Genomic DNA, 20,170 nt, shown 5'->3' on the forward strand with positions numbered 1-20,170 from the left:
TCACAAGCCAATTTCTACCATTTAGGATGTTTTGATGACAATTTAAGAAAGAGCAATCTTTTCCTAGAAATAAATGCTAAACTATGGTTGTTCCTAAACATGATTTAGTAGATCGGTGGTTTGGTTCAAACCTAAAAGAATAGAGCTGATCTTACAAGTTAATCTGAAGAGTATTATTGGATTGGATTTAGAGATAGCTAGTAGAAAAAAGTAAATCTGAAATTTGATGTTCTCTTGTGAGCAAGACTAAGAAGTTATTCTATTCATTTATTTGTAGAAAGCTTTTGGGAGTATCTATGAAATTTAATAAATGTGCCTATCCCTTAGCGTAAGCCTGTTTGGGTTTGTATTTATTCGCTAATGGAGGTAGTTTAATCAATTTAGATATTAGGGTTATCCTTGTGTTATTATCCCTGATCAAGGGAGTAAGAATCTATAAAGAGGAAAGAAAACACAGATGAGCATCGTTAGTAAGTGGAGATGCTGGAGTTTAGGAAAGAAGAGGTAGTGGTTTGCAAAAGTTGAAAAATAGTTTAAAATTTGTAGGAATGATCTTACTGATTATAAATGTAAATACATTTCCCATGAGAATGTTGGCTCTCGAAGATTCTAGTTCTATGTCCTTAAAGTGGACGATTAGTATTGGGTATTTGGTACTGGCTACTTTCTTGCTAGTTGCTGTTTGGCGACAATACAAAAAGAAAATTCCGAATCAGCAGAAGGTTTTCAAGTTCACCTGGAAGGATTTTGGAATAGCCCTTTTATTTTATGTGGCTACTCGACTAGTAGCGATTGTAGGTACTCTCCTGATCCAAGTAGTTACTGGAAATCCAACATCCGCTAACGATGCTGCCTTGCTGGCTACAAGCGAGCAGGTTACTCGTGTTTTTCCTCTATTTTTCATCGCCTTTCATTTTGCAATTGGTATATTTGCTCCAATCATGGAAGAATTAGTATTTAGAGGATTCTTCAGCCACTATTTTTTTAAAGAAGATCAAAAGTGGTTGAAATTGCTAATAAGTTCTGCGATTTTTGGCTATCTGCATATGTTTTATCCGATAGAGTTTGTAACTTATTTTTTACTGGGAGTGATATTTTACTTAGCCTATGCTCGTAGAGGGAATATCCTTGATTCCATAGCTGTTCATTTGCTAAATAACGGAGTGCTGGTACTGGTATCTATTTTAAACTATCTATTTTAAACTATCTATTTTTAGTTTTTGGCTAATACTCTTCGAAAATCAAATTCAAACCGCGTCAGCGTCGCCTTGCCGTATATTTGTTACTGACTTCGTCAGTTCTATTCACAACCTCAAAACAGTATTTTGAGCAACCTGCGGCTAGCTTCCTAGTTTGCTCTTTGATTTTCATTGAGTATAAAATATATTCAAAAAATGATTGGTTTAAAGGCTGATCATTTTTCTGTTGCAAAGATCAACTTTTGCTGATAAATGCTGAAGATAGCAATAAAAAACCAGCGATTCAATCACTGGCTGTTAGATCGTTCTTTTAGGAAGCTCCATTAGTAGTAGATGTTTTTGTATCTGTTGTTTGAGTGCTAGATGAAGGAACAGTCGGTTGTTCTTGTTTACTGCTAGTATCTTCTTTCTTACTTTCTGCACTGCTACTAGATTGAGTTGTTGTTTCTTCTTGTGTGTTTTCTTTTGTAGAAGTATTGTCCTTGTTTGGAGTAGTATTCTCTTGAGGGGATTCCTTTTGAATCTCTTTTATGACTGTTGTCTGGGTTGTCGTAGTTTCTTTTTTAGAGTTATTGTTATTATTATTATTATTCATAGCATTCATGATGGTGATACTTGCAGTAATCAGCCCCAGAATACTACCGATAGTAGCTATCGTTTTTTGAAAAACAGTAAATCCTTTTTTAATGTGTTCTGTTTTGGGTTTTGATGTTCTACGATAATTAGACATAATATCTCTCCTTTACTAAAATTCATTATACCGAAAATCTTTAAAAAAAACTTAAATGAACCTGAATTGCCTTTCTTGTCGCCTGAACTGTTTCGTGATACAATAGAAGGAGTGATTTTAGAAAGCGTGAGAAACCATGATTTACTTTGATAATTCGGCAACGACTAAGCCTTATCCAGAAGCACTTGAAACCTATATGCAAGTGTCTGCAAAAATTATTGGAAATCCTTCAAGTCTCCATCGTTTGGGAGACCAATCTACCAGAATTTTAGAAGCTTCCCGTCAGCAGATTGCAGAATTGATTGGCAAGAAAAGCGAGGAAATCTTCTTTACCTCTGGTGGTACTGAAGGTGATAACTGGGTTATCAAAGGTGTAGCTTTTGAAAAAGCGCAATTTGGTAAACACATTATTGTGTCAGCTATTGAGCACCCAGCAGTCAAGGAGTCAGCTCTTTGGCTCAAGACTCAAGGTTTTGAAGTGGATTTTGCACCAGTTGATGAAAAAGGATTTGTAGATGTAACTGCTTTAGAAAATCTACTTCGTCCTAATACGACTCTTGTTTCTGTTATGGCTGTCAACAATGAAATTGGCTCCATCCAGCCCATCCAAGATATTTCAGAACTTTTAGCGGATAAACCAACCATTTCTTTCCATGTAGATGCTGTTCAGGCCTTGGCCAAGATTCCGACAGAAAAGTATTTGACAGACCGAGTAGATTTTGCAACCTTCTCTAGTCATAAGTTCCATGGAGTTCGTGGTGTTGGCTTTGTTTATATCAAGTCTGGAAAGAAAATTACACCGCTTTTAACTGGTGGTGGCCAAGAGCGCGACTATCGTTCAACAACTGAGAATGTAGCAGGGATTGCTGCGACTGCCAAGGCCCTACGTTTGGCTATGGAGAGATTGGACTTATTTGCTAGCAAAACAAGTCAGATGAAAGAGGTCATCCGTCAGGCTCTTCTTGACTATCCAGATATTTTTGTCTTTTCGGGTGAGGAAGACTTTGCCCCTCATATTCTGACCTTTGGGATTAAGGGAGTTCGTGGGGAAGTCATTGTTCATGCCTTTGAAGACTATGATATTTTCATTTCTACAACATCAGCTTGCTCGTCCAAGGCTGGGAAACCTGCTGGGACTCTGATTGCTATGGGCATTGAAAAAGATAAAGCCCAGTCAGCAGTTCGTCTCAGTCTAGATCTAGAAAATGATATGAGTCAGGTAGAGCAGTTCTTGACCAAGTTGAAATTAATCTACAATCAAACTAAAAAAGTAAGATAGGAGCATTCATGCAGTATTCAGAAATTATGATTCGCTACGGAGAGCTTTCAACCAAGGGTAAAAACCGTATGCGTTTCATCAATAAACTACGTAATAATATCTCAGATGTCTTGTCCATCTATCCTCAAGTTAAAGTGACAGCAGACCGCGATCGTGCCCATGCTTATCTGAATGGGGCAGATTATGAACCAGTGGCAGAATCTCTCAAGCAAGTTTTCGGGATTCAAAACTTTTCTCCAGTATATAAGGTTGAAAAATCCGTAGAAGTTCTTAAGTCTGCCGTGCAAGAAATTATGAAGGACATCTACAAGGAAGGGATGACCTTTAAAATCTCAAGTAAGCGCAGCGACCATAACTTTGAGTTAGACAGTCGTGAACTCAACCAGACACTTGGTGGAGCAGTATTTGAAGCCATTCCAAATGTGCAAGCACAAATGAAAAATCCTGACATTAATCTGCAAGTGGAGATTCGTGAAGAAGCAGCCTACCTTTCATATGAAACCATTCGTGGTGCAGGTGGTTTGCCTGTCGGAACTTCTGGCAAAGGCATGCTCATGTTGTCAGGAGGGATTGACTCTCCTGTAGCAGGCTATCTTGCTCTAAAACGTGGTGTAGATATTGAGGCTGTTCACTTTGCTAGCCCTCCATACACAAGTCCAGGTGCCCTCAAGAAAGCGCAAGATTTGACCCGTAAATTGACTAAATTTGGTGGCAATATCCAGTTTATCGAAGTACCTTTCACTGAAATCCAAGAAGAGATTAAGGCTAAAGCTCCAGAAGCTTATCTCATGACTTTGACTCGCCGCTTTATGATGCGGATTACAGACCGTATCCGTGAAGTGAGAAATGGTTTGGTCATTATCAATGGTGAAAGTCTTGGTCAGGTGGCTAGTCAAACCTTAGAAAGTATGCAGGCTATCAATGCCGTGACCAATACACCAATTATCCGTCCAGTTGTGACCATGGATAAGTTGGAAATTATTGATATTGCTCAGGAAATTGACACCTTTGAAATTTCTATCCAACCTTTTGAAGACTGTTGTACAATTTTTGCGCCTGATCGTCCGAAAACAAATCCAAAGATTAAGAATGCGGAACAGTATGAAACACGTATGGACGTCGAAGGATTGGTTGAGCGAGCAGTAGCAGGAATCATGATTACTGAAATTACGCCTCAAGCTGAGAAGGATGCAGTTGATGAGCTAATTGACGATCTCCTCTAATTAGAAAATCCAGAAGAATAGAGAAAATAAGTAGAAAAAGTTAGTTTTTTGTTCTAAATTTAGACGGAAACTGACTTTTTTTCTATTTTTGTGCTATAATAAGATAAAATTTTGAATATAGAGAGTTTTCTGACAATGAATCAATCATATTTTTACCTGAAAATGCGAGAGCATAAATTAGTGGTTCCTTACACAGGTAAGGAGCGCCGGGTACGTGTTCTCCTCCCCAAAAACTATGATAAAGACACGGATAGAAGCTACCCAGTTGTGTATTTTCACGATGGACAAAACGTCTTTTATAGCAAGGAATCTTACGTTGGACATTCCTGGAAGATTATCCCAGCTATCAAGCGAAATCCAGATATCAGCCGTATGATTGTTGTGGCTATTGACAATGATGGACTTGGACGGATGAATGAGTATGCGGCATGGAAATTCCAAGAGTCCAACATTCCTGGCCAACAATTTGGTGGTAAGGGAGTCGAGTACGCTGAGTTTGTCATGGAAGTGGTCAAACCCTTTATCGACGAAAACTATCGGACAAAGTCTGATCGCAAGCATACTGCTATGGTTGGATCTTCTCTGGGTGGAAATATTACCCAGTTTATTGGCTTGGAGTATCAGGATCAGATTGGATGTTTGGGAGTTTTCTCATCAGCTAACTGGCTTCACCAAGATGCCTTTGATCGCTATATCGAGCGAAAAAAACTATTGCCTGACCAGCGTGTCTTTATCTATGTTGGTACGGAAGAAGCAGACGAAACAGACAAGACCCTCATGGCTGGCAATATTAAGCAGGCCTATATCGACTCTTCCCTTCGCTATTATCATGATTTGATAGCAGGAGGAGTTCAGTTGGAAAATCTCTCTCTCAAGGTTCAGGCTGGAGCCATTCACCATGAAGTGCCATGGTCAGAAAATCTCCCAGCTTGCCTACGCTTTTTTGCAGAAAATTGGTAATTAGTATAAAGGAGACAGGATATGAATATTGAACATCTTAGCCACTGGAGTGGTCATCTTAACCGTGAAATGTATGTTAATCGTTACGGACACGCAGGTATTCCAGTGGTTGTCTTTGCTTCCTCAGGTGGTAGCCACAATGAATACTATGATTTTGGCATGATTGATGCATGTGCATCCTTTATCGAGGAAGGTCGAGTGCAATTCTTTACTCTTTCAAGTGTCGATAGTGAAAGTTGGCTAGCAACATGGAAAAATGGTCATGACCAAGCTGAAATGCACCGTACCTATGAACGATATGTGATTGAAGAAGCCATTCCTTTTATCAAGCACAAGACAGGCTGGTTCGACGGCATGATGACGACAGGCTGCTCTATGGGAGCTTACCATGCACTCAACTTCTTCCTGCAGCATCCAGATGTCTTTACCAAGGTTATCGCCCTCAGTGGTGTCTATGATGCGCGTTTCTTTGTAGGTGACTACTACAATGATGATGCTATCTATCAAAATTCACCAGTAGACTATATCTGGAATCAAAATGATGGTTGGTTTATTGACCGTTACCGTCAGGCTGAGATTGTGATTTGTACTGGCTTAGGTGCTTGGGAGCATGATGGCCTGCCTTCTTACTACAAGTTAAAAGAAGCCTTTGACCAAAAACAAATTCCTGCCTGGTTTGCAGAATGGGGACATGATGTCGCCCATGATTGGGATTGGTGGCGCAAACAAATGCCATATTTCCTCGGTCACATGAGTCTATAAAAGGAGTCGCTTATGAATTATCTTGTAATTTCACCCTATTACCCACAAAATTTCCAACAGTTTAGTATTGAACTAGCCAATAAAGGAATCACCGTTCTAGGGATTGGGCAAGAACCCTATGAACAACTAGATGAGCCATTGCGCAATAGCTTGACTGAGTATTTCCGTGTTGATAATCTTGAAAATATTGATGAAGTTAAACGTGCAGTTGCCTTTCTCTTTTATAAGCATGGTCCAATTGACCGCATCGAATCTCATAATGAATACTGGCTAGAGTTGGATGCTGCTCTTCGTGAACAATTTAATGTCTTTGGTGCCAAACCAGACGACCTCAAAAAGACCAAGTTCAAGTCTGAAATGAAGAAACTCTTCAAAAAAGCTGGAGTTCCAGTGGTTCCAGGTGCTGTCATTGAAACAGATGCAGATGTTGACAAAGCTGTGAAAGAAATTGGCCTTCCGATGATTGCCAAACCTGACAATGGAGTGGGAGCGGCAGCAACCTTCAAGCTTGAAACAGAAGAGGATATCCATCATTTCAAGGCAGAGTGGGATCATTCAACCGTTTATTTCTTTGAAAAATTTGTTACTTCTAGTGAAATCTGTACCTTCGATGGTTTGGTAGATAGAGATGGAAATATCGTCTTTTCTACGACCTTTGACTATGCCCATACACCGCTTGATCTTATGATTTACAAGATGGACAATTCTTATTATGTTCTTAAAGATATGGATCCAAAATTGCGCAAGTATGGTGAGGCAATCGTTAAAGAATTTGGCATGAAAGAACGTTTCTTCCATATCGAGTTCTTCCGTGAAGGTGATGATTATATTGCCATTGAGTATAATAACCGTCCAGCGGGTGGATTCACCATTGATGTTTATAACTATGCCCATTCTTTTGATTTGTACAAGGGCTATGCAGCGATCGTTGCGGGTGAACCATTCCCTGCTTCACAATTCGAGCCCCTGTACTGCTTGGCAACATCTCGTCGCGCCAATGCCAACTATGTTTATTCAGAAGAAGACTTGCTCGCCAAATACGGTCAGCAATTTAAGGTTAAGAAAATCATGCCTGCAGCCTTTGCTGAATTGCAAGGAGACTTTCTCTATATGCTAACGACACCAAGTCGTGAGGAAATGGATCAGATGATTAAGGACTTTGGTCAGCGTCAAGAATAATCAAAATTTTGACTTAACAAACTAGGTTTGTTAGGTCTTTTTTTAAGAACTAAAATAAAAGCGTTTTCCTACAGTATTCTTTTAGAAAATCTGTTGCTAAAAGGCTTAAAAATTGATAGAATAGGGATTGTCTAAAAAATATTAAGGAGAATCTATCAATGGATTTCGCATGGGCAGTCAAATATGCCACTGAATTTTTGGGAACAGCCATCTTGATCATCTTGGGAAATGGTGCAGTTGCCAACGTTGAACTTAAAGGTACGAAAGGTCACCAAAGTGGCTGGCTCGTTATCGCTGTTGGTTACGGTATGGGGGTTATGATCCCTGCCTTGATGTTTGGTAATGTTTCTGGTAACCACATCAACCCAGCCTTCACTCTTGGTCTAGCAGTTAGCGGACTTTTCCCTTGGGCACAAGTAGTACCATACATCGTTGCACAAGTCTTGGGAGCAATCTTCGGACAAGCCTTGGTTGTTGCAACTCACCGTCCTTACTACTTGCAAACTGAAAAAGCAAACAATATCTTGGGAACATTCTCAACAATTTCAAGTATTGACCAAGGTACAAAAGAATCACGCTTTGCAGCAACAGTTAACGGTTTTATCAACGAGTTTGTTGGTTCATTCGTTCTCTTCTTTGCAGCACTTGGTATGACAAAGAACTTCTTTGGAGCTGAAGTCCTCCAATACATGAAACAAATGGCAACTCAAGCTGGTCAAAATGTTGACTTCTCTGATTTGGCAATTAAAGCTCAAGTAGCGCCTCATACAGCATCAGGACTTGCTGTTGGTCACTTGGCACTTGGTTTCCTAGTAATGGCTTTGGTTACTTCACTTGGAGGACCTACAGGACCTGGTTTGAACCCAGCTCGTGACTTTGGACCACGTCTCCTTCATGCCTTCCTTCCAAAATCAATCCTTGGTCAACACAAGGGTGATTCAAAATGGTGGTATGCTTGGGTACCAGTAGTTGCACCGATTGCAGCTGGTATTGCAGCAGTAGCACTTTTCAAATTACTTTACCTATAATCACTCAAAACTGGGAAACCCCAGTTTTTTCTTGTATACAAAAGTCGAGTTTTTAGATAGAGATTCTTATACTCAATGAAAATCAAAGAGCAAACTAGGAAGCGAGCCGCAGGCTGCTCAAAGCATTGCTTTGAGGTTGTAGATAAGACTGACGAAGTCAGTCACATATATAATCTAAGACGAAGCTGACGTGGTTTGAAGAGATTTTTGAAGAGTATTAAATCGTCAGATTTTTTTCATTTTAATACTAAAGGTGAAAATGTGGCGAAAATATGGTAGAATAGAGTATTAAGTAATCGTTGAAAAAGGAAGATTATGCGTAAAGAAATTGCACCCGAATTATATAATTACAATAAATTCCCTGGTCCCGAATTTCAACTGACTGGAAACAGAGTGGAAGCTGAAGATTTTGTTTTTACTCTAGTTGAAAATAGCAAGGATGCTTTTGATGCAACAGCTTTTACTCAACGCTTTTCAGAAGTACTAACCAAGTTTGATTATATTGTTGGAGACTGGAGTAATGAGCAGTTACGCTTACGGGGATTTTATAAGAATGAACGAGCTGAAGAATCTTTAGAAAAAATCAGTCGTTTGCAAGACTACCTACTAGAGTATTGTAGCTATGGATGTGCCTATTTTGTTCTAGAAAATGAAGCTCCTAAACGAGCACCATTTGACCAAAAGATGCGCAAAAAAGAGGAAGAAAAGGACTCTCGCAAAGGGAAAAAGACTTCTCAAAGTAAGAAAAAAAATCATACGGATAAGAGAAATAGACGCCGTTCAAAAGACCAAAAATCTCAGAAAGAAGACAAGGTGCAACGTCATTTTGTCATCCGTAAGAAGGACTAGAAAGTAAGGAGAAAAGATGAAACCGTCGATTTATAGTTTAACACGTCAAGGAATGCAAGAGTGGGTCTTGGAGCAAGGAGAAAAGAAATTCCGTGCTGATCAAATCTGGGAATGGCTTTACCGTAAACGTGTCCAGTCATTTGAAGAAATGACCAACTTGTCTAAGGATTTGATTGCCAAACTCAATGATCAATTTGTGGTAAATCCTTTGAAACAACGCATCGTGCAAGAGTCAGCCGATGGTACTGTCAAGTACCTCTTTGAGTTGCCAGATGGTATGCTGATTGAGACTGTACTGATGCGCCAACACTACGGTTTGTCAGTCTGTGTAACCACTCAGGTAGGCTGCAATATCGGTTGTACCTTCTGTGCATCAGGCTTGATCAAGAAACAACGTGACCTCAATAACGGTGAAATCGTTGCGCAGATTATGTTAGTCCAAAAATATTTTGATGAACGTGGACAAGATGAACGTGTTAGTCATATCGTTGTTATGGGTATTGGAGAACCTTTTGATAACTACAATAATGTCTTGAACTTTATCCGTACCATCAATGACGATAAGGGAATGGCTATCGGTGCTCGCCATATCACCGTATCAACTTCAGGTTTGGCTCACAAGATTCGTGATTTTGCCAATGAAGGTGTTCAGGTTAACCTTGCTGTTTCTCTTCATGCACCAAACAATGAACTTCGTTCAAGCATCATGAAGATTAACCGTGCCTTTCCAATTGAAAAACTCTTTGCAGCTATCGAGTATTATATTGAAACAACTAACCGTCGCGTAACTTTTGAATATATCATGCTAAATGAAGTGAACGATGGAGTTGAACAAGCACTTGAGTTGGCTGAATTGCTTAAGAATATCAAGAAATTGTCTTATGTCAACTTGATTCCTTACAACCCAGTTAGTGAACATGATCAATATAGTCGTAGTCCTAAAGAACGTGTCATGGCTTTCTATGATACACTCAAGAAAAAAGGTGTCAACTGTGTCGTTCGCCAGGAACATGGTACAGATATCGATGCGGCTTGTGGACAATTGCGTTCAAATACCATGAAGCGTGATCGCCAAAAAGCAGTAGCTGAAGTAAATCCATAAGATGAGTCGAAAAACATTACTAAGCTTGGGAGTGCTTTTATACAGTCTTTGTATCGTCTGTTTTTGTTTTACTCCCCAGCCTCAACTTCCTACAGGAGTGGAAACTCCAGGTATTCAAACTTTTGGACGCCTGGTTTTTCTTTTGACGCCTTTTAACTCCCTCTGGAAACTGGGTGAAGTAACAAGTCTTTTTCAGTTATTTTGGATTTTTTTGCAGAATGCCTTAAATATCCTCTTGCTTTTCCCACTGATTTTCCAGCTTCTCTTTCTCATGCCTAGTCTAAGAAATACTAAGAAAGTGATATTGGTCAGCTTTTTATTGAGCTTGGGAATTGAATGCACGCAACTAGTTTTAGACTTTTTCTTGGACTTTAATCGGGTCTTTGAGATTGATGATTTGTGGACCAATACCTTGGGTGGCTACCTGGCTTGGCTTCTCTATAAACTACTACATAAAAACAAGATAAGGAATTAAAATGAGTATCTTAGAAGTTAAAAATTTGAGTCACGGTTTTGGTGACCGTGCGATTTTTGAAGATGTATCTTTCCGCCTCCTTAAAGGTGAACATATCGGCTTAGTTGGTGCCAATGGTGAAGGAAAATCAACCTTCATGAGCATCGTAACTGGTAAAATGTTACCTGATGAAGGTAAGGTGGAATGGTCTAAATATGTGACAGCTGGTTATCTGGACCAGCACGCTGTGCTCAAAGAAGGACAAACTGTGCGTGACGTCCTCCGAACAGCTTTTGACGAATTATTCAAAGCAGAAGCACGTATCAATGAACTCTACATGGAAATGGCAGAAGAGGGAGCTGATATTGATGCATTGATGGAAGAAGTTGGAGAACTTCAGGACCGTTTGGAAAGTCGTGATTTCTATACCTTGGATGCCAAGATTGATGAAGTAGCGCGTGCCCTTGGTGTCATGGACTTTGGAATGGATACGGATGTAACAGCCTTGTCAGGTGGACAAAGAACCAAGGTACTTTTGGCAAAACTCCTTCTTGAAAAACCAGATATCTTGCTTCTGGATGAGCCAACCAACTATCTCGATGCTGAACATATCGACTGGCTCAAGCGCTACCTCCAGAACTATGAGAATGCCTTTGTTCTTATTTCACACGATATTCCTTTCCTCAACGACGTTATCAATATCGTCTATCATGTAGAAAATCAACAGTTGATTCGCTACTCTGGAGATTACTACCAGTTCCAAGAAGTCTATGCCATGAAGAAATCGCAATTGGAAGCAGCCTATGAACGTCAACAGAAAGAAATTGCGGATCTCAAGGATTTTGTGGCTCGAAACAAGGCGCGTGTTGCAACACGAAACATGGCCATGTCCCGCCAGAAGAAATTGGATAAGATGGATATCATCGAACTTCAAAGTGAGAAACCAAAGCCATCCTTTGAATTCAAAACAGCTCGTACACCTGGTCGCTTTATCTTCCAAGCTAAGGACTTGCAGATTGGCTACGATCGTCCCCTTACCAAACCCTTAAATCTTACCTTTGAACGCAATCAAAAGGTTGCCATTATCGGTGCCAACGGTATCGGGAAAACAACTCTCTTGAAGAGTCTTTTGGGGATTATTCCACCTATTGCTGGGGAAGTTGAGCGTGGTGACTACCTAGAACTTGGCTACTTTGAACAAGAAGTGGAAGGTGGCAATCGTCAGACACCACTGGAAGCAGTCTGGAATGCCTTTCCGGCACTCAATCAAGCCGAAGTTCGTGCAGCCCTTGCTCGTTGTGGTCTGACGACTAAACATATCGAGAGTCAAATCCAAGTATTGTCAGGTGGAGAGCAAGCTAAGGTTCGTTTCTGTCTCTTGATGAACCGAGAGAATAATGTCCTTGTTCTTGACGAACCTACCAATCACTTGGATGTGGATGCCAAGGATGAACTCAAACGTGCTCTGAAAGAATACAAGGGGTCTATCCTCATGGTGTGTCACGAACCAGACTTCTACGAAGGCTGGATGGACCAAATCTGGGACTTCAATGAGTTGACATAAAAAGAGAATCCCGCAAAACTAGAATAGGAAAAAGCCAAGTCTGGGTGACTTGGCTTTTTGGCTAGTAATTCAAATAGGTTTCAAGATCAGATTTTTGGATTTCTTTCCCGTAGTGACAAATCGGGCAAGAAACAAAATAAGTTTTTCCGTAAGGAAAGAGCGGAATCCAGTAGAGGGTAAACTTACGTCCAGTTTCTGAAATTTCCCAAGTGTCGGTATTGTTACAGTGACCACACTCGATAGTGGTTTGAGTATGTCCTAAGATCTTTTGGTAACCTTTTGAACCCCAGAATAAAATCATTTTCACATCTCCTTATTTTAGGGTCATCCTATTTTTTACTGAAATCGTAGTCCTTAACAATTTCAATGCTGTCAATAGTGATAGCAGTAGTTGGTTTGTCTTTTTCGTCTTTTTCAGCCTTGGCAATCTTGTCAACAACATCCATACCGTCGATGACTTGACCAAAGACAGGGTGTTTACCGTCTAGACTAGGATTTCCACCTTCTTTGTAGGCTTCGATAATTTTCTTTGGATAGCTACTTGTAGGGAGTTTGGCAGAAATATCTGTCGTATTTTGGTTGATGAAGAACTGGCTACCATTTGAATTTGGTTGACCAGTATTGGCCATAGAGAGAGAACCACGAATGTTATAGAGGTAAGGAGAGATTTCGCTCTTGAAACCAGTTCCCTGGTCTTTAGTCTTGTCCTTATCATGCCAGATGGATTCCCCACCAGTACCATCCCCTTTTGGATCACCAGTCTGGACCATGAAGCCATCGATCACTCGGTGGAAGGTAACGCCATTATAGTAGCCTTCTTTTGCGTGAGTTAGGAAATTTTCAACCGCAAGTGGAGCTAGCTTTGGAAAGAGTTTGATGCGGATATCTCCTTGACTGGTGTGGAGAATGACTTCAGCTTCGTCTTCAGCAACTTCCTTAGAGAGTTGTGGGAAGTTAGCATTTTCATTTGTCAAGGCGTCTTTGAGATCCTTGGCAGATTGGGCAGCTGCTTTGGAACTTTCTTCGGCAGCTAAGCTAGAATCTACATAGTCATCCCCTCGGAGACTACGTTGGATACTGCTACATCCAGCAAGGGCAAAAGTTGAGATTAATAGAAGTGTTGCTATTTTTTTCATGGTAATCCTTTCAAAAATCATTTCTACCATTGTACCCTAATTGAAAGTGGATTTCAAATATTCAATTGTGATCATTCCGATAGTACATACAATTTTATGGCCTTACTTACCCCATTTTGATCATTAGAATCTGTTACTTTATTTGCACAGACTTTAACATCTGTAGGAGCGTTTCCCATTGCAACACCAAGTCCAGCAGTCTCAATCATTGGAATATCGTTATAATTATCTCCAATACTCATAATTTCAGTGAATGATAGTTGATAATAGTTGGCTAATTCTAACAAAGCTTGTTTTTTTGAGACTTGATTATGTGTGACTTCAAGATAGTTATCCTTCGAAAGGTAAAAGTCAGTTTGAGGGAAATCCATGGTTGCTAATGTCTCTTTAAGTTTCTGGATAGTAGCTGCGTTATCTATTAGTAAAAGTTTATGAATAAGATTCTTTTCTTCCTGAAGAAGATCTCCTAGTGAAGTAACTTTTGGGTTCTCTCCAGTAATCTGGGCTTCAATTTCTACCCATTTATCTAAAGTATTTACGTACCAATCTTTTCCAGAATAAACATTAATTGAAACTGTCGGAAATTCTTTTGTTAAAAAATCATGTAGTAAGAGTAATTCCTTTTTATTAATAGAATGCTGACTCAGAATTTTATCTCCTGTACTAATGAGAGCACCGTTATAACTTGCAATTGGAAAACTTGTAATCCCCAGTGCTTTCGAAATTGGAGCTATACCAAGAGGAGATCGAGCAGAAGCTAGAACAAAAGGGATATCACTTTGTTTTAAAAGCGGCATCAGTTCTATCAAATGAGAATCTAATTGGTGATTTTTATCCAAAATAGTGCCGTCAATATCACTCATAATTAATTTAATTCTTGACATATTTTGCTCCTTTTTAAAATAGAATAGTTGTTTTGCCATCTAAAGATTGTTGAATTTCCAGGTCGGGTTCTTTGTCTGTAATCCAATAATCAAAATCTATAAGTTCGGAAAGAATATAATGAGAGTGTTTGTTTATCTTGCTGGTTTCAGCTAACAAGACGCGAATTTTACTGGTTTTAAATGCTCTTTTTTTCATTAGAACATCTTCTTGATCTTCAAAACTAACTTGTCCGTCTGAAAGACTAGCTGCACCAAAAAATGCTAAGTCAAATTTAATTCTATTCAAAGATTCGGATTCTTCTAATGAGTAATAGAAACGATTCTTTTTATGAAATCGTCCACCGATAATGTGAAAATCGACATTTTCATTTTCTCCTAAGACCAGTGCATTATCCAATGAATGGCTGAAAATAGTAACTTTTTTATCTGTTATTTTTGCTAACTCAAGTACAGTTGTTGAAACATCATAGAAAATTAATTGTGAATCAGAAATGAGTTGGGTAGCTAAATGAGCAATTTTCTCTTTTTCTTTAGAAGATTGTTCTGCTCGACCTTTATAACCAAGAATCCGTTGCTTTTGAATTGGCAATAAACCTCCATGAGTTCTTTTTGCTCGTTTCTCCTTTGCAAGAATGGAAAAATCTCTCCGGATGGTATCCTTGGATACTTGGAAATAGTCAACCATTTCTCTTGCCGATAGACTTCCTCTCTCTTCTAAAAGTTTTATGATTTCTTCTAATCGTTGTTCTTGGTACATAGGAATTCCCCCTTTTAATACTAATATACCTCTTTTGTAAGCGATTGTCAATAAATGTAATGATTTATAAGTGTTTTAAATGATTTACAAAAAAATCAACCTGACTTGGTTGATTAAAGATTCTTCTTTGGATGGCGGTCAATGATTGCCTGATGGTCCTTGAGAGCCTGTTCTCCTTTTGGAGTTAGTTTATAACCGCGAATCGAAAAGAGACTAGCTAATTCCTCTTCTGAAAAATGGTCATGAAGGGCTTGATTCAAGTCAGAAGCCTTCATCTTGGAAAGTCCAGTAACTCCCTTCTTCTTCAGGATATTCTTTTTCATGGTACTATTTAGATGGTCAAGCGAGTCAAAAGCAGTTTCGACAAGAGCATAGCCTTTTTCAACAAGCGTTTCTAAATGTTTTGGAGCATCGATGCCATAAGTATACTCAAAATATTTTGGAAACCAAGTTTCTGTAGTAAAGGTACCAAACTGAATTCGCCAGAGGAGGATAATATCTCCTGCCAGGAGCTTGTCTTCTAGTAATTCCATATTTCGTTTTGGGACAGGCTTGGGATTTAGTAGCCAAGTCTCGATATCACGATTTGGAGAGATGTAAGGTTTGACTTGATGGTCTTTGTAAATCTTCTCTAGACTAGTATTCATAAAGTTTCTCTTTCTAATGTATCCCTATTAGCCTAACAAATTTCTAAAAAAATTTAAAAATTTTAAAGTCTGTCAAGTTTTTTTCTTGACACCTATCAGAAATCTGCTATAATAGAACATGTGCTAAATAGCTAAGCTATTTCACCGAACTAAAAAAATAAAAGAAAAGAGATATTAAAAATGGCAGTAAAAATCCGTTTGACTCGTATGGGTTCTAAGAAAAAACCTTTTTACCGTATTAACGTAGCAGATTCACGTTCACCACGTGACGGACGTTTCATCGAAACAGTTGGAACTTACAACCCACTTGTTGCTGAAAACCAAGTAACTTTGAAAGAAGACCGCGTTCTTGCATGGTTGGCTGATGGAGCTCAACCTTCAGATACAGTACGCAACATCCTTTCAAAAGAAGGCGTATTGAAGAAATTCCACGATTCTAAATTCTCTAAATAATTCTAAAGTAGGTTGACAGATGGATACGATTGAAAATCTCATTATTGCGATTGTGAAACCCTTGATTTCACAACCAGATGCCTTAACTATCAAGATTGAAGATACACCAGAGTTTTTGGAATATCATTTGGATCTTGATCAAAGTGATGTGGGTCGTGTAATCGGTCGTAAGGGTCGCACTATTTCTGCGATAAGAACGATTGTCTACTCTGTCCCAACTGAAGACAAAAAAGTAAGAATCGTTATTGACGAAAAATAAGAAGGGCGGGACGGATGTCTCGCTTTTTTGCAAGGAGCAGAATATGAAGGATTTAACGTTTAGACAATTACAAGACTACTTACTCGAACATTACCAGCAGTCTCGGACTGAGGAAGGTCTTTTTATCAAATTGGTAGAAGAAGTTGGTGAAGTAGCTGAAGTTTTAAATGGACGCTCTGGTCGAAAAGAGGGTGTTCAAGACTCGAACGAGGAACTTGCTAAAGAACTTGCTGATATCATTCACTACACCATTGCAATTGCAGCCATCAACGACATTGATCTAACCAAGACCATTTTTGAAAAAGACAAAAAGGCAGCTATCAAATATCAGCATGAACGAGATTTGGAAGGATTTTTAGAAGCCGAAGATCAGAACTAGCTTTTTCCTCCAACTTGTGAAAATCCCTGGAACGTGATAAAATAAAGGATAAGGATTTTTAATAAATCATTGTTATAGAATGAGTGGATTTCTTTATGAAGAGGTTTGAAGTAACTACAAAAATTGGCGGTCTCTCTGTTACTTATAAAAAGCAAAAGAAAGTGCTTGTTTGTTTAAATGGCGCAGGTTTGCTACCAAGTTATGAAAATTTTTCACTTATACTTGAAAAACTTCCTCCTACAATTGGTTATTTGACAATTGATTTTCCGAACACAGGTAGGAGTCCGATTCATGACCAAGCTGGAAAAAATCTGGATAATCTTGCAGATGCAGTTTATGAAGTACTTGAAGAATTGGCGATTTCTGAATATATACTTTGTGCACATAGTTTGAGTGGAATTTTAGCTTGCAAATTGCTCAACAAACCAATTAAGTGTCAGGCTTTAGTAGCGCTTGAACCGACCACTAAAAAAGTAATGTTTGCTGATTTTTCAGAAAATTCTTATCCAGAAATGGAAGAGCAAATGAGACTGATTGAAGAATTTGGTCCTGAACTTTATTTTAAGAACTTAACTCAATCCACATTTAACCCTGAAACTAACAAAGAAATCTGGAAATTAATGCAAGAAAAAGGATTAGAGTTGGAAAATCAAGATCCAGAATTTCAGATATCTGGAGAAATTACTGAGGAAGATTTTGAGAATTTGTCGATAGAATCTCATATCCCTGTATTTATTTTTTGTCAGGCTTATAGAGAAAAAGAGTACAGAGAATCAGAATATTGGGCTTCCAATACTAAACTTATTTTAGGAGGGAATCACCATTATTTACAGTGGTCCGAATCAGAGAAAATTGTAGATATTATTAAAAAATTGTAAGAAGAAAATGGAGATAAGGAAATTACAGGAGATCAAATGAACTATTTTAACGTTGGAAAAATCGTCAATACACAAGGTTTGCAAGGTGAGATGAGAGTCTTATCTGTGACGGATTTTTCGGAAGAACGCTTTAAAAAAGGTGCAGAGCTGGCCTTGTTTGATGAAAAAGATCAGTTTGTCAAAACAGTGACCATCGCTAGCCACCGTAAACAGAAAAACTTTGATATCATCAAATTTAAGGATATGTATCACATCAATGATATCGAAAAATACAAGGGCTACAGTTTGAAGGTTGCGGAAGAAAACCTTAATGACCTGGATGAGGGTGAATTTTACTATCACGAGATTATTGGACTAGAGGTCTACGAGGGTGACAACTTGATTGGAACCATTAAGGAAATCTTGCAACCAGGGGCCAATGATGTTTGGGTAGTTAAGCGTAAGGGAAAACGTGATCTGCTTTTACCATATATCCCACCGGTCGTGCTCAATGTTGATATTCCTAATAAGCGCGTGGATGTAGAACTCTTAGAAGGGTTAGACGATGAAGATTGATATTTTAACCCTCTTTCCAGAGATGTTCTCTCCGCTAGAACATTCTATCGTTGGAAAGGCCCGTGAAAAGGGGCTTTTAGATATCCAGTATCATAATTTTCGTGACTATGCTGAAAAGGCCCGTCATGTGGATGATGAACCATATGGCGGTGGTCAAGGGATGTTGCTGCGTGCTCAGCCAATCTTTGATGCCTTTGATACTATTCAAAAGAAAAATCCGCGCGTGATCCTTTTGGATCCTGCTGGTAAGCAGTTTGACCAGGCTTATGCTGAAGATTTAGCACAAGAAGAGGAACTCATCTTTATCTGTGGTCACTACGAGGGCTATGATGAGCGCATTAAGACCTTGGTAACAGATGAGATTTCCCTGGGTGATTATGTGCTAACTGGAGGAGAATTGGCGGCTATGACCATGATTGATGCGACGGTTCGCTTGATACCAGAAGTGATTGGGAAAGAAACCAGTCACCAAGATGATAGCTTTTCATCTGGGCTCCTTGAATATCCTCAGTACACACGTCCCTATGATTATCGAGGTATGGTGGTTCCAGAAGTGCTTATGAGTGGGCATCATGAGAAGATTCGCCAATGGCGTCTCTATGAGAGTCTCAAAAAAACTTATGAGCGTAGACCAGATTTGTTGGAACATTATGAATTAACAGCAGAAGAAGCTAAAATATTAGCGGACATTAAAGAAAATACAAATTAAAAGGAGAAGCCTATGCAAGTCATTAAACGTGATGGACAAGTTGCTGACTTTGATCCAGATAAAATCTATCAAGCCATTCTCAAAGCTGCTCAAACGGTTTATGTTTTGACAGATGATTTACGTCAAAATCTAGCTCAGGTAACTAAGAAAGTTGTCTTGGATCTAGAAGAGGCAAAAGTGGAGCGTGCGACAATCAGCATGATTCAATCAATGGTTGAGCATCGCTTGCTTGGTGCAGGTTACATCACCATCGCTGAACACTATATCTCTTACCGTTTGCAACGGGATTTAGAGAGAAGTGGTTACGGAGAACACATTGCTGTTCACCTTCATTTTGAACAAATTCGTTAATAGAAAAGAGTGAGATGAAGAAAACACATCTCACTCTTTCTTGAATCGATTTTTTTGGGCAGTTTGGACAGTTGAGGGAACAAAACTTATTTTTTGAATATCTGGGATTCGAATAATGCGGGTCACATTTTTTGCAAAATTTTTAACGATAATTTGCTGGCGGTCCGTATCAAATTTGATGATATCCCCTGTAAAACTTGTATCTGAAAAAATAATGTGGACAGCAGTTTTTTTCAGGAGTGCCTCTTTAATGGCACTTGTCAGGGAGTCAGCTTTGGAATGATCTGGTTCTTCTCGTCCGTTGAGAAATCCTTGGAATTTTTGTTGAATATGTTTAAATAAATCTTTCATCGGAGCCTCCCTTCTTTTTACCATTATTATATACAATTTTAAAAAAATCTACAAGATTTTACGAATAATCAAGTGAAGACAATCAAAAGGAGAATACAATGGCAGAATTTACATTTGAAATCGAAGAACACTTACTTACGCTCTCAGAGAATGAAAAAGGTTGGACCAAGGAAATCAATCGTGTCAGCTTTAATGGTGCACCAGCAAAGTTTGACATTCGTGCTTGGAGTCCAGACCACACTAAGATGGGGAAAGGAATCACCCTCTCAAACGAGGAGTTTCAAGTGATGGTCGATGCCTTTAAGAATCAATAAGCAATCATGTAAGAATAATCCAAAAGAAGCTGGGAAAAACCCCAATGTCATTAAGTTAAGAAATTCAAATACAATTCTGTATTTGGGTTTCTTTTTTTATGTGCTAAACTGATAGTTAAGGAGGTACTTCCTATGATAAAACAGATAAAAGCCCACTTGAATAAGAGT

26 protein-coding genes are annotated in these 20,170 nt (G+C 38.9%); 19 read left to right on the plus strand and 7 right to left on the minus strand.

What is annotated here, in order from left to right; all coding sequences use genetic code 11:
• The first annotated feature begins 512 nt into the window (after positions 1–512).
• Entirely contained in the window at positions 513–1,202 is a 690-nt protein-coding gene (locus PCY08_RS05665) for a CPBP family intramembrane glutamic endopeptidase (protein WP_301559728.1), read from the plus strand.
• A gap of 307 nt (positions 1,203–1,509) precedes the next feature.
• On the opposite strand, the gene PCY08_RS05670 is transcribed toward PCY08_RS05665, so the two are convergent.
• Complete coding sequence (locus tag PCY08_RS05670; RefSeq protein ID WP_000073911.1) at positions 1,510–1,929, minus strand: DUF6556 family protein; 420 nt, start codon at positions 1,927–1,929, stop codon at positions 1,510–1,512.
• Between the two features lie 136 nt (positions 1,930–2,065).
• On the opposite strand from PCY08_RS05670, the gene PCY08_RS05675 reads away from it, so the two are divergent.
• The 10 genes from PCY08_RS05675 (at position 2,066) to abc-f (ending at position 12,329) form a co-directional block, all read left to right on the plus strand.
• Entirely contained in the window at positions 2,066–3,208 is a 1,143-nt protein-coding gene (locus PCY08_RS05675) for a cysteine desulfurase family protein (protein WP_301559729.1), read from the plus strand.
• Between the two features lie 8 nt (positions 3,209–3,216).
• A complete protein-coding gene (gene thiI / locus PCY08_RS05680) occupies positions 3,217–4,431 on the plus strand; it encodes a tRNA uracil 4-sulfurtransferase ThiI (protein WP_006150037.1) in 1,215 nt (404 codons plus the stop codon).
• Positions 4,432–4,566: 135 nt separating this feature from the next.
• Positions 4,567–5,391, plus strand: coding sequence for an alpha/beta hydrolase (locus PCY08_RS05685; RefSeq protein ID WP_301559730.1), 825 nt, complete (start codon positions 4,567–4,569; stop codon positions 5,389–5,391).
• A gap of 21 nt (positions 5,392–5,412) precedes the next feature.
• The gene (locus PCY08_RS05690) at positions 5,413–6,153 is read left to right on the plus strand and encodes an alpha/beta hydrolase-fold protein (RefSeq protein ID WP_049509801.1); all 741 of its coding nucleotides are present in this window, start codon (positions 5,413–5,415) and stop codon (positions 6,151–6,153) included.
• A gap of 12 nt (positions 6,154–6,165) precedes the next feature.
• Complete coding sequence (locus PCY08_RS05695) at positions 6,166–7,332, plus strand: acetyl-CoA carboxylase biotin carboxylase subunit family protein (protein ID WP_301559731.1); 1,167 nt, start codon at positions 6,166–6,168, stop codon at positions 7,330–7,332.
• 158 nt (positions 7,333–7,490) lie between these two features.
• Positions 7,491–8,360, plus strand: coding sequence for an aquaglyceroporin Gla (gla, locus tag PCY08_RS05700; protein ID WP_049503004.1), 870 nt, complete (start codon positions 7,491–7,493; stop codon positions 8,358–8,360).
• Positions 8,361–8,675: 315 nt separating this feature from the next.
• A complete protein-coding gene (locus PCY08_RS05705) occupies positions 8,676–9,209 on the plus strand; it encodes a YutD family protein (RefSeq protein WP_301559732.1) in 534 nt (177 codons plus the stop codon).
• A 16-nt stretch (positions 9,210–9,225) separates the two neighbouring features.
• Positions 9,226–10,311 (plus strand): 23S rRNA (adenine(2503)-C(2))-methyltransferase RlmN, encoded by a 1,086-nt coding sequence (gene rlmN, locus PCY08_RS05710; protein ID WP_049503002.1) that lies wholly within the window; start codon positions 9,226–9,228, stop codon positions 10,309–10,311.
• Between the two features lies 1 nt (position 10,312).
• Positions 10,313–10,786: a VanZ family protein gene (locus PCY08_RS05715; RefSeq protein WP_301559733.1), complete on the plus strand. Its 474-nt coding sequence runs from the start codon at positions 10,313–10,315 to the stop codon at positions 10,784–10,786.
• Between the two features lies 1 nt (position 10,787).
• Positions 10,788–12,329 carry a ribosomal protection-like ABC-F family protein gene (abc-f, locus tag PCY08_RS05720; RefSeq protein ID WP_301559734.1) on the plus strand — a complete coding sequence of 514 codons (1,542 nt, stop codon included), beginning with the start codon at positions 10,788–10,790 and terminating at the stop codon, positions 12,327–12,329.
• A gap of 61 nt (positions 12,330–12,390) precedes the next feature.
• Here abc-f and PCY08_RS05725 read toward each other — a convergent pair whose 3' ends face one another.
• The 5 genes from PCY08_RS05725 to PCY08_RS05745 form a co-directional block, all read right to left on the minus strand.
• A complete protein-coding gene (locus PCY08_RS05725; RefSeq protein WP_301559735.1) occupies positions 12,391–12,630 on the minus strand; it encodes a zinc-ribbon domain-containing protein in 240 nt (79 codons plus the stop codon).
• A 28-nt stretch (positions 12,631–12,658) separates the two neighbouring features.
• Positions 12,659–13,465: a peptidylprolyl isomerase gene (locus tag PCY08_RS05730; protein WP_000717397.1), complete on the minus strand. Its 807-nt coding sequence runs from the start codon at positions 13,463–13,465 to the stop codon at positions 12,659–12,661.
• A 71-nt stretch (positions 13,466–13,536) separates the two neighbouring features.
• Positions 13,537–14,349, minus strand: coding sequence for an HAD family hydrolase (locus tag PCY08_RS05735; RefSeq protein ID WP_301559736.1), 813 nt, complete (start codon positions 14,347–14,349; stop codon positions 13,537–13,539).
• 13 nt (positions 14,350–14,362) lie between these two features.
• The gene (locus PCY08_RS05740; RefSeq protein WP_301559737.1) at positions 14,363–15,106 is read right to left on the minus strand and encodes a DeoR/GlpR family DNA-binding transcription regulator; all 744 of its coding nucleotides are present in this window, start codon (positions 15,104–15,106) and stop codon (positions 14,363–14,365) included.
• 113 nt (positions 15,107–15,219) lie between these two features.
• Positions 15,220–15,753, minus strand: a complete 534-nt coding sequence (locus PCY08_RS05745; protein ID WP_301559738.1) for a hypothetical protein — start codon at positions 15,751–15,753, stop codon at positions 15,220–15,222.
• Positions 15,754–15,933: 180 nt separating this feature from the next.
• On the opposite strand from PCY08_RS05745, the gene rpsP reads away from it, so the two are divergent.
• From rpsP to PCY08_RS05780, 7 genes are all read left to right on the plus strand, one after another.
• Positions 15,934–16,206 carry a 30S ribosomal protein S16 gene (gene rpsP, locus PCY08_RS05750; RefSeq protein ID WP_000268760.1) on the plus strand — a complete coding sequence of 91 codons (273 nt, stop codon included), beginning with the start codon at positions 15,934–15,936 and terminating at the stop codon, positions 16,204–16,206.
• 19 nt (positions 16,207–16,225) lie between these two features.
• Positions 16,226–16,465 carry an RNA-binding protein KphA gene (gene kphA / locus PCY08_RS05755; protein WP_000379617.1) on the plus strand — a complete coding sequence of 80 codons (240 nt, stop codon included), beginning with the start codon at positions 16,226–16,228 and terminating at the stop codon, positions 16,463–16,465.
• A gap of 43 nt (positions 16,466–16,508) precedes the next feature.
• A complete protein-coding gene (locus tag PCY08_RS05760; RefSeq protein ID WP_045763782.1) occupies positions 16,509–16,844 on the plus strand; it encodes a MazG nucleotide pyrophosphohydrolase domain-containing protein in 336 nt (111 codons plus the stop codon).
• A 95-nt stretch (positions 16,845–16,939) separates the two neighbouring features.
• Positions 16,940–17,722 (plus strand): alpha/beta hydrolase, encoded by a 783-nt coding sequence (locus tag PCY08_RS05765; protein ID WP_045763781.1) that lies wholly within the window; start codon positions 16,940–16,942, stop codon positions 17,720–17,722.
• A 36-nt stretch (positions 17,723–17,758) separates the two neighbouring features.
• Entirely contained in the window at positions 17,759–18,277 is a 519-nt protein-coding gene (rimM, locus tag PCY08_RS05770) for a ribosome maturation factor RimM (RefSeq protein ID WP_045763780.1), read from the plus strand.
• The gene (gene trmD, locus PCY08_RS05775; RefSeq protein WP_045763779.1) at positions 18,267–18,986 is read left to right on the plus strand and encodes a tRNA (guanosine(37)-N1)-methyltransferase TrmD; all 720 of its coding nucleotides are present in this window, start codon (positions 18,267–18,269) and stop codon (positions 18,984–18,986) included. Before rimM ends, trmD begins: the two co-directional genes overlap by 11 nt.
• Before the next feature lie 12 nt (positions 18,987–18,998).
• The gene (locus PCY08_RS05780; protein ID WP_001196044.1) at positions 18,999–19,337 is read left to right on the plus strand and encodes an ATP cone domain-containing protein; all 339 of its coding nucleotides are present in this window, start codon (positions 18,999–19,001) and stop codon (positions 19,335–19,337) included.
• A 30-nt stretch (positions 19,338–19,367) separates the two neighbouring features.
• Here PCY08_RS05780 and PCY08_RS05785 read toward each other — a convergent pair whose 3' ends face one another.
• Positions 19,368–19,688: a hypothetical protein gene (locus PCY08_RS05785; protein ID WP_045763778.1), complete on the minus strand. Its 321-nt coding sequence runs from the start codon at positions 19,686–19,688 to the stop codon at positions 19,368–19,370.
• A 98-nt stretch (positions 19,689–19,786) separates the two neighbouring features.
• Here PCY08_RS05785 and PCY08_RS05790 point away from each other — a divergent pair, with 98 nt between their 5' ends.
• Positions 19,787–20,002, plus strand: a complete 216-nt coding sequence (locus PCY08_RS05790) for a YdbC family protein (protein ID WP_000807425.1) — start codon at positions 19,787–19,789, stop codon at positions 20,000–20,002.
• Positions 20,003–20,170 lie beyond the last annotated feature (168 nt).

The organism is Streptococcus sp. SO4 (assembly GCF_030440055.1).
GTDB classification, from domain to species: Bacteria; Bacillota; Bacilli; order Lactobacillales; family Streptococcaceae; genus Streptococcus; species Streptococcus nidrosiense.

Excerpts from the sequence above, each read along its gene's own strand:
- PCY08_RS05670 (WP_000073911.1), bottom strand. The coding sequence starts at position 1,929 with ATGTCTAATTATCGTAGAACATCAAAACCCAAAACAGAACACATTAAA.
- PCY08_RS05675 (WP_301559729.1), top strand. The coding sequence starts at position 2,066 with ATGATTTACTTTGATAATTCGGCAACGACTAAGCCTTATCCAGAAGCA.
- thiI (WP_006150037.1), top strand. The coding sequence starts at position 3,217 with ATGCAGTATTCAGAAATTATGATTCGCTACGGAGAGCTTTCAACCAAG.
- PCY08_RS05685 (WP_301559730.1), top strand. The coding sequence starts at position 4,567 with ATGAATCAATCATATTTTTACCTGAAAATGCGAGAGCATAAATTAGTG.
- PCY08_RS05690 (WP_049509801.1), top strand. The coding sequence starts at position 5,413 with ATGAATATTGAACATCTTAGCCACTGGAGTGGTCATCTTAACCGTGAA.
- PCY08_RS05695 (WP_301559731.1), top strand. The coding sequence starts at position 6,166 with ATGAATTATCTTGTAATTTCACCCTATTACCCACAAAATTTCCAACAG.
- gla (WP_049503004.1), top strand. The coding sequence starts at position 7,491 with ATGGATTTCGCATGGGCAGTCAAATATGCCACTGAATTTTTGGGAACA.
- PCY08_RS05705 (WP_301559732.1), top strand. The coding sequence starts at position 8,676 with ATGCGTAAAGAAATTGCACCCGAATTATATAATTACAATAAATTCCCT.
- rlmN (WP_049503002.1), top strand. The coding sequence starts at position 9,226 with ATGAAACCGTCGATTTATAGTTTAACACGTCAAGGAATGCAAGAGTGG.
- PCY08_RS05715 (WP_301559733.1), top strand. The coding sequence starts at position 10,313 with ATGAGTCGAAAAACATTACTAAGCTTGGGAGTGCTTTTATACAGTCTT.
- abc-f (WP_301559734.1), top strand. The coding sequence starts at position 10,788 with ATGAGTATCTTAGAAGTTAAAAATTTGAGTCACGGTTTTGGTGACCGT.
- PCY08_RS05725 (WP_301559735.1), bottom strand. The coding sequence starts at position 12,630 with ATGATTTTATTCTGGGGTTCAAAAGGTTACCAAAAGATCTTAGGACAT.
- PCY08_RS05730 (WP_000717397.1), bottom strand. The coding sequence starts at position 13,465 with ATGAAAAAAATAGCAACACTTCTATTAATCTCAACTTTTGCCCTTGCT.
- PCY08_RS05735 (WP_301559736.1), bottom strand. The coding sequence starts at position 14,349 with ATGTCAAGAATTAAATTAATTATGAGTGATATTGACGGCACTATTTTG.
- PCY08_RS05740 (WP_301559737.1), bottom strand. The coding sequence starts at position 15,106 with ATGTACCAAGAACAACGATTAGAAGAAATCATAAAACTTTTAGAAGAG.
- PCY08_RS05745 (WP_301559738.1), bottom strand. The coding sequence starts at position 15,753 with ATGAATACTAGTCTAGAGAAGATTTACAAAGACCATCAAGTCAAACCT.
- rpsP (WP_000268760.1), top strand. The coding sequence starts at position 15,934 with ATGGCAGTAAAAATCCGTTTGACTCGTATGGGTTCTAAGAAAAAACCT.
- kphA (WP_000379617.1), top strand. The coding sequence starts at position 16,226 with ATGGATACGATTGAAAATCTCATTATTGCGATTGTGAAACCCTTGATT.
- PCY08_RS05760 (WP_045763782.1), top strand. The coding sequence starts at position 16,509 with ATGAAGGATTTAACGTTTAGACAATTACAAGACTACTTACTCGAACAT.
- PCY08_RS05765 (WP_045763781.1), top strand. The coding sequence starts at position 16,940 with ATGAAGAGGTTTGAAGTAACTACAAAAATTGGCGGTCTCTCTGTTACT.
- rimM (WP_045763780.1), top strand. The coding sequence starts at position 17,759 with ATGAACTATTTTAACGTTGGAAAAATCGTCAATACACAAGGTTTGCAA.
- trmD (WP_045763779.1), top strand. The coding sequence starts at position 18,267 with ATGAAGATTGATATTTTAACCCTCTTTCCAGAGATGTTCTCTCCGCTA.
- PCY08_RS05780 (WP_001196044.1), top strand. The coding sequence starts at position 18,999 with ATGCAAGTCATTAAACGTGATGGACAAGTTGCTGACTTTGATCCAGAT.
- PCY08_RS05785 (WP_045763778.1), bottom strand. The coding sequence starts at position 19,688 with ATGAAAGATTTATTTAAACATATTCAACAAAAATTCCAAGGATTTCTC.
- PCY08_RS05790 (WP_000807425.1), top strand. The coding sequence starts at position 19,787 with ATGGCAGAATTTACATTTGAAATCGAAGAACACTTACTTACGCTCTCA.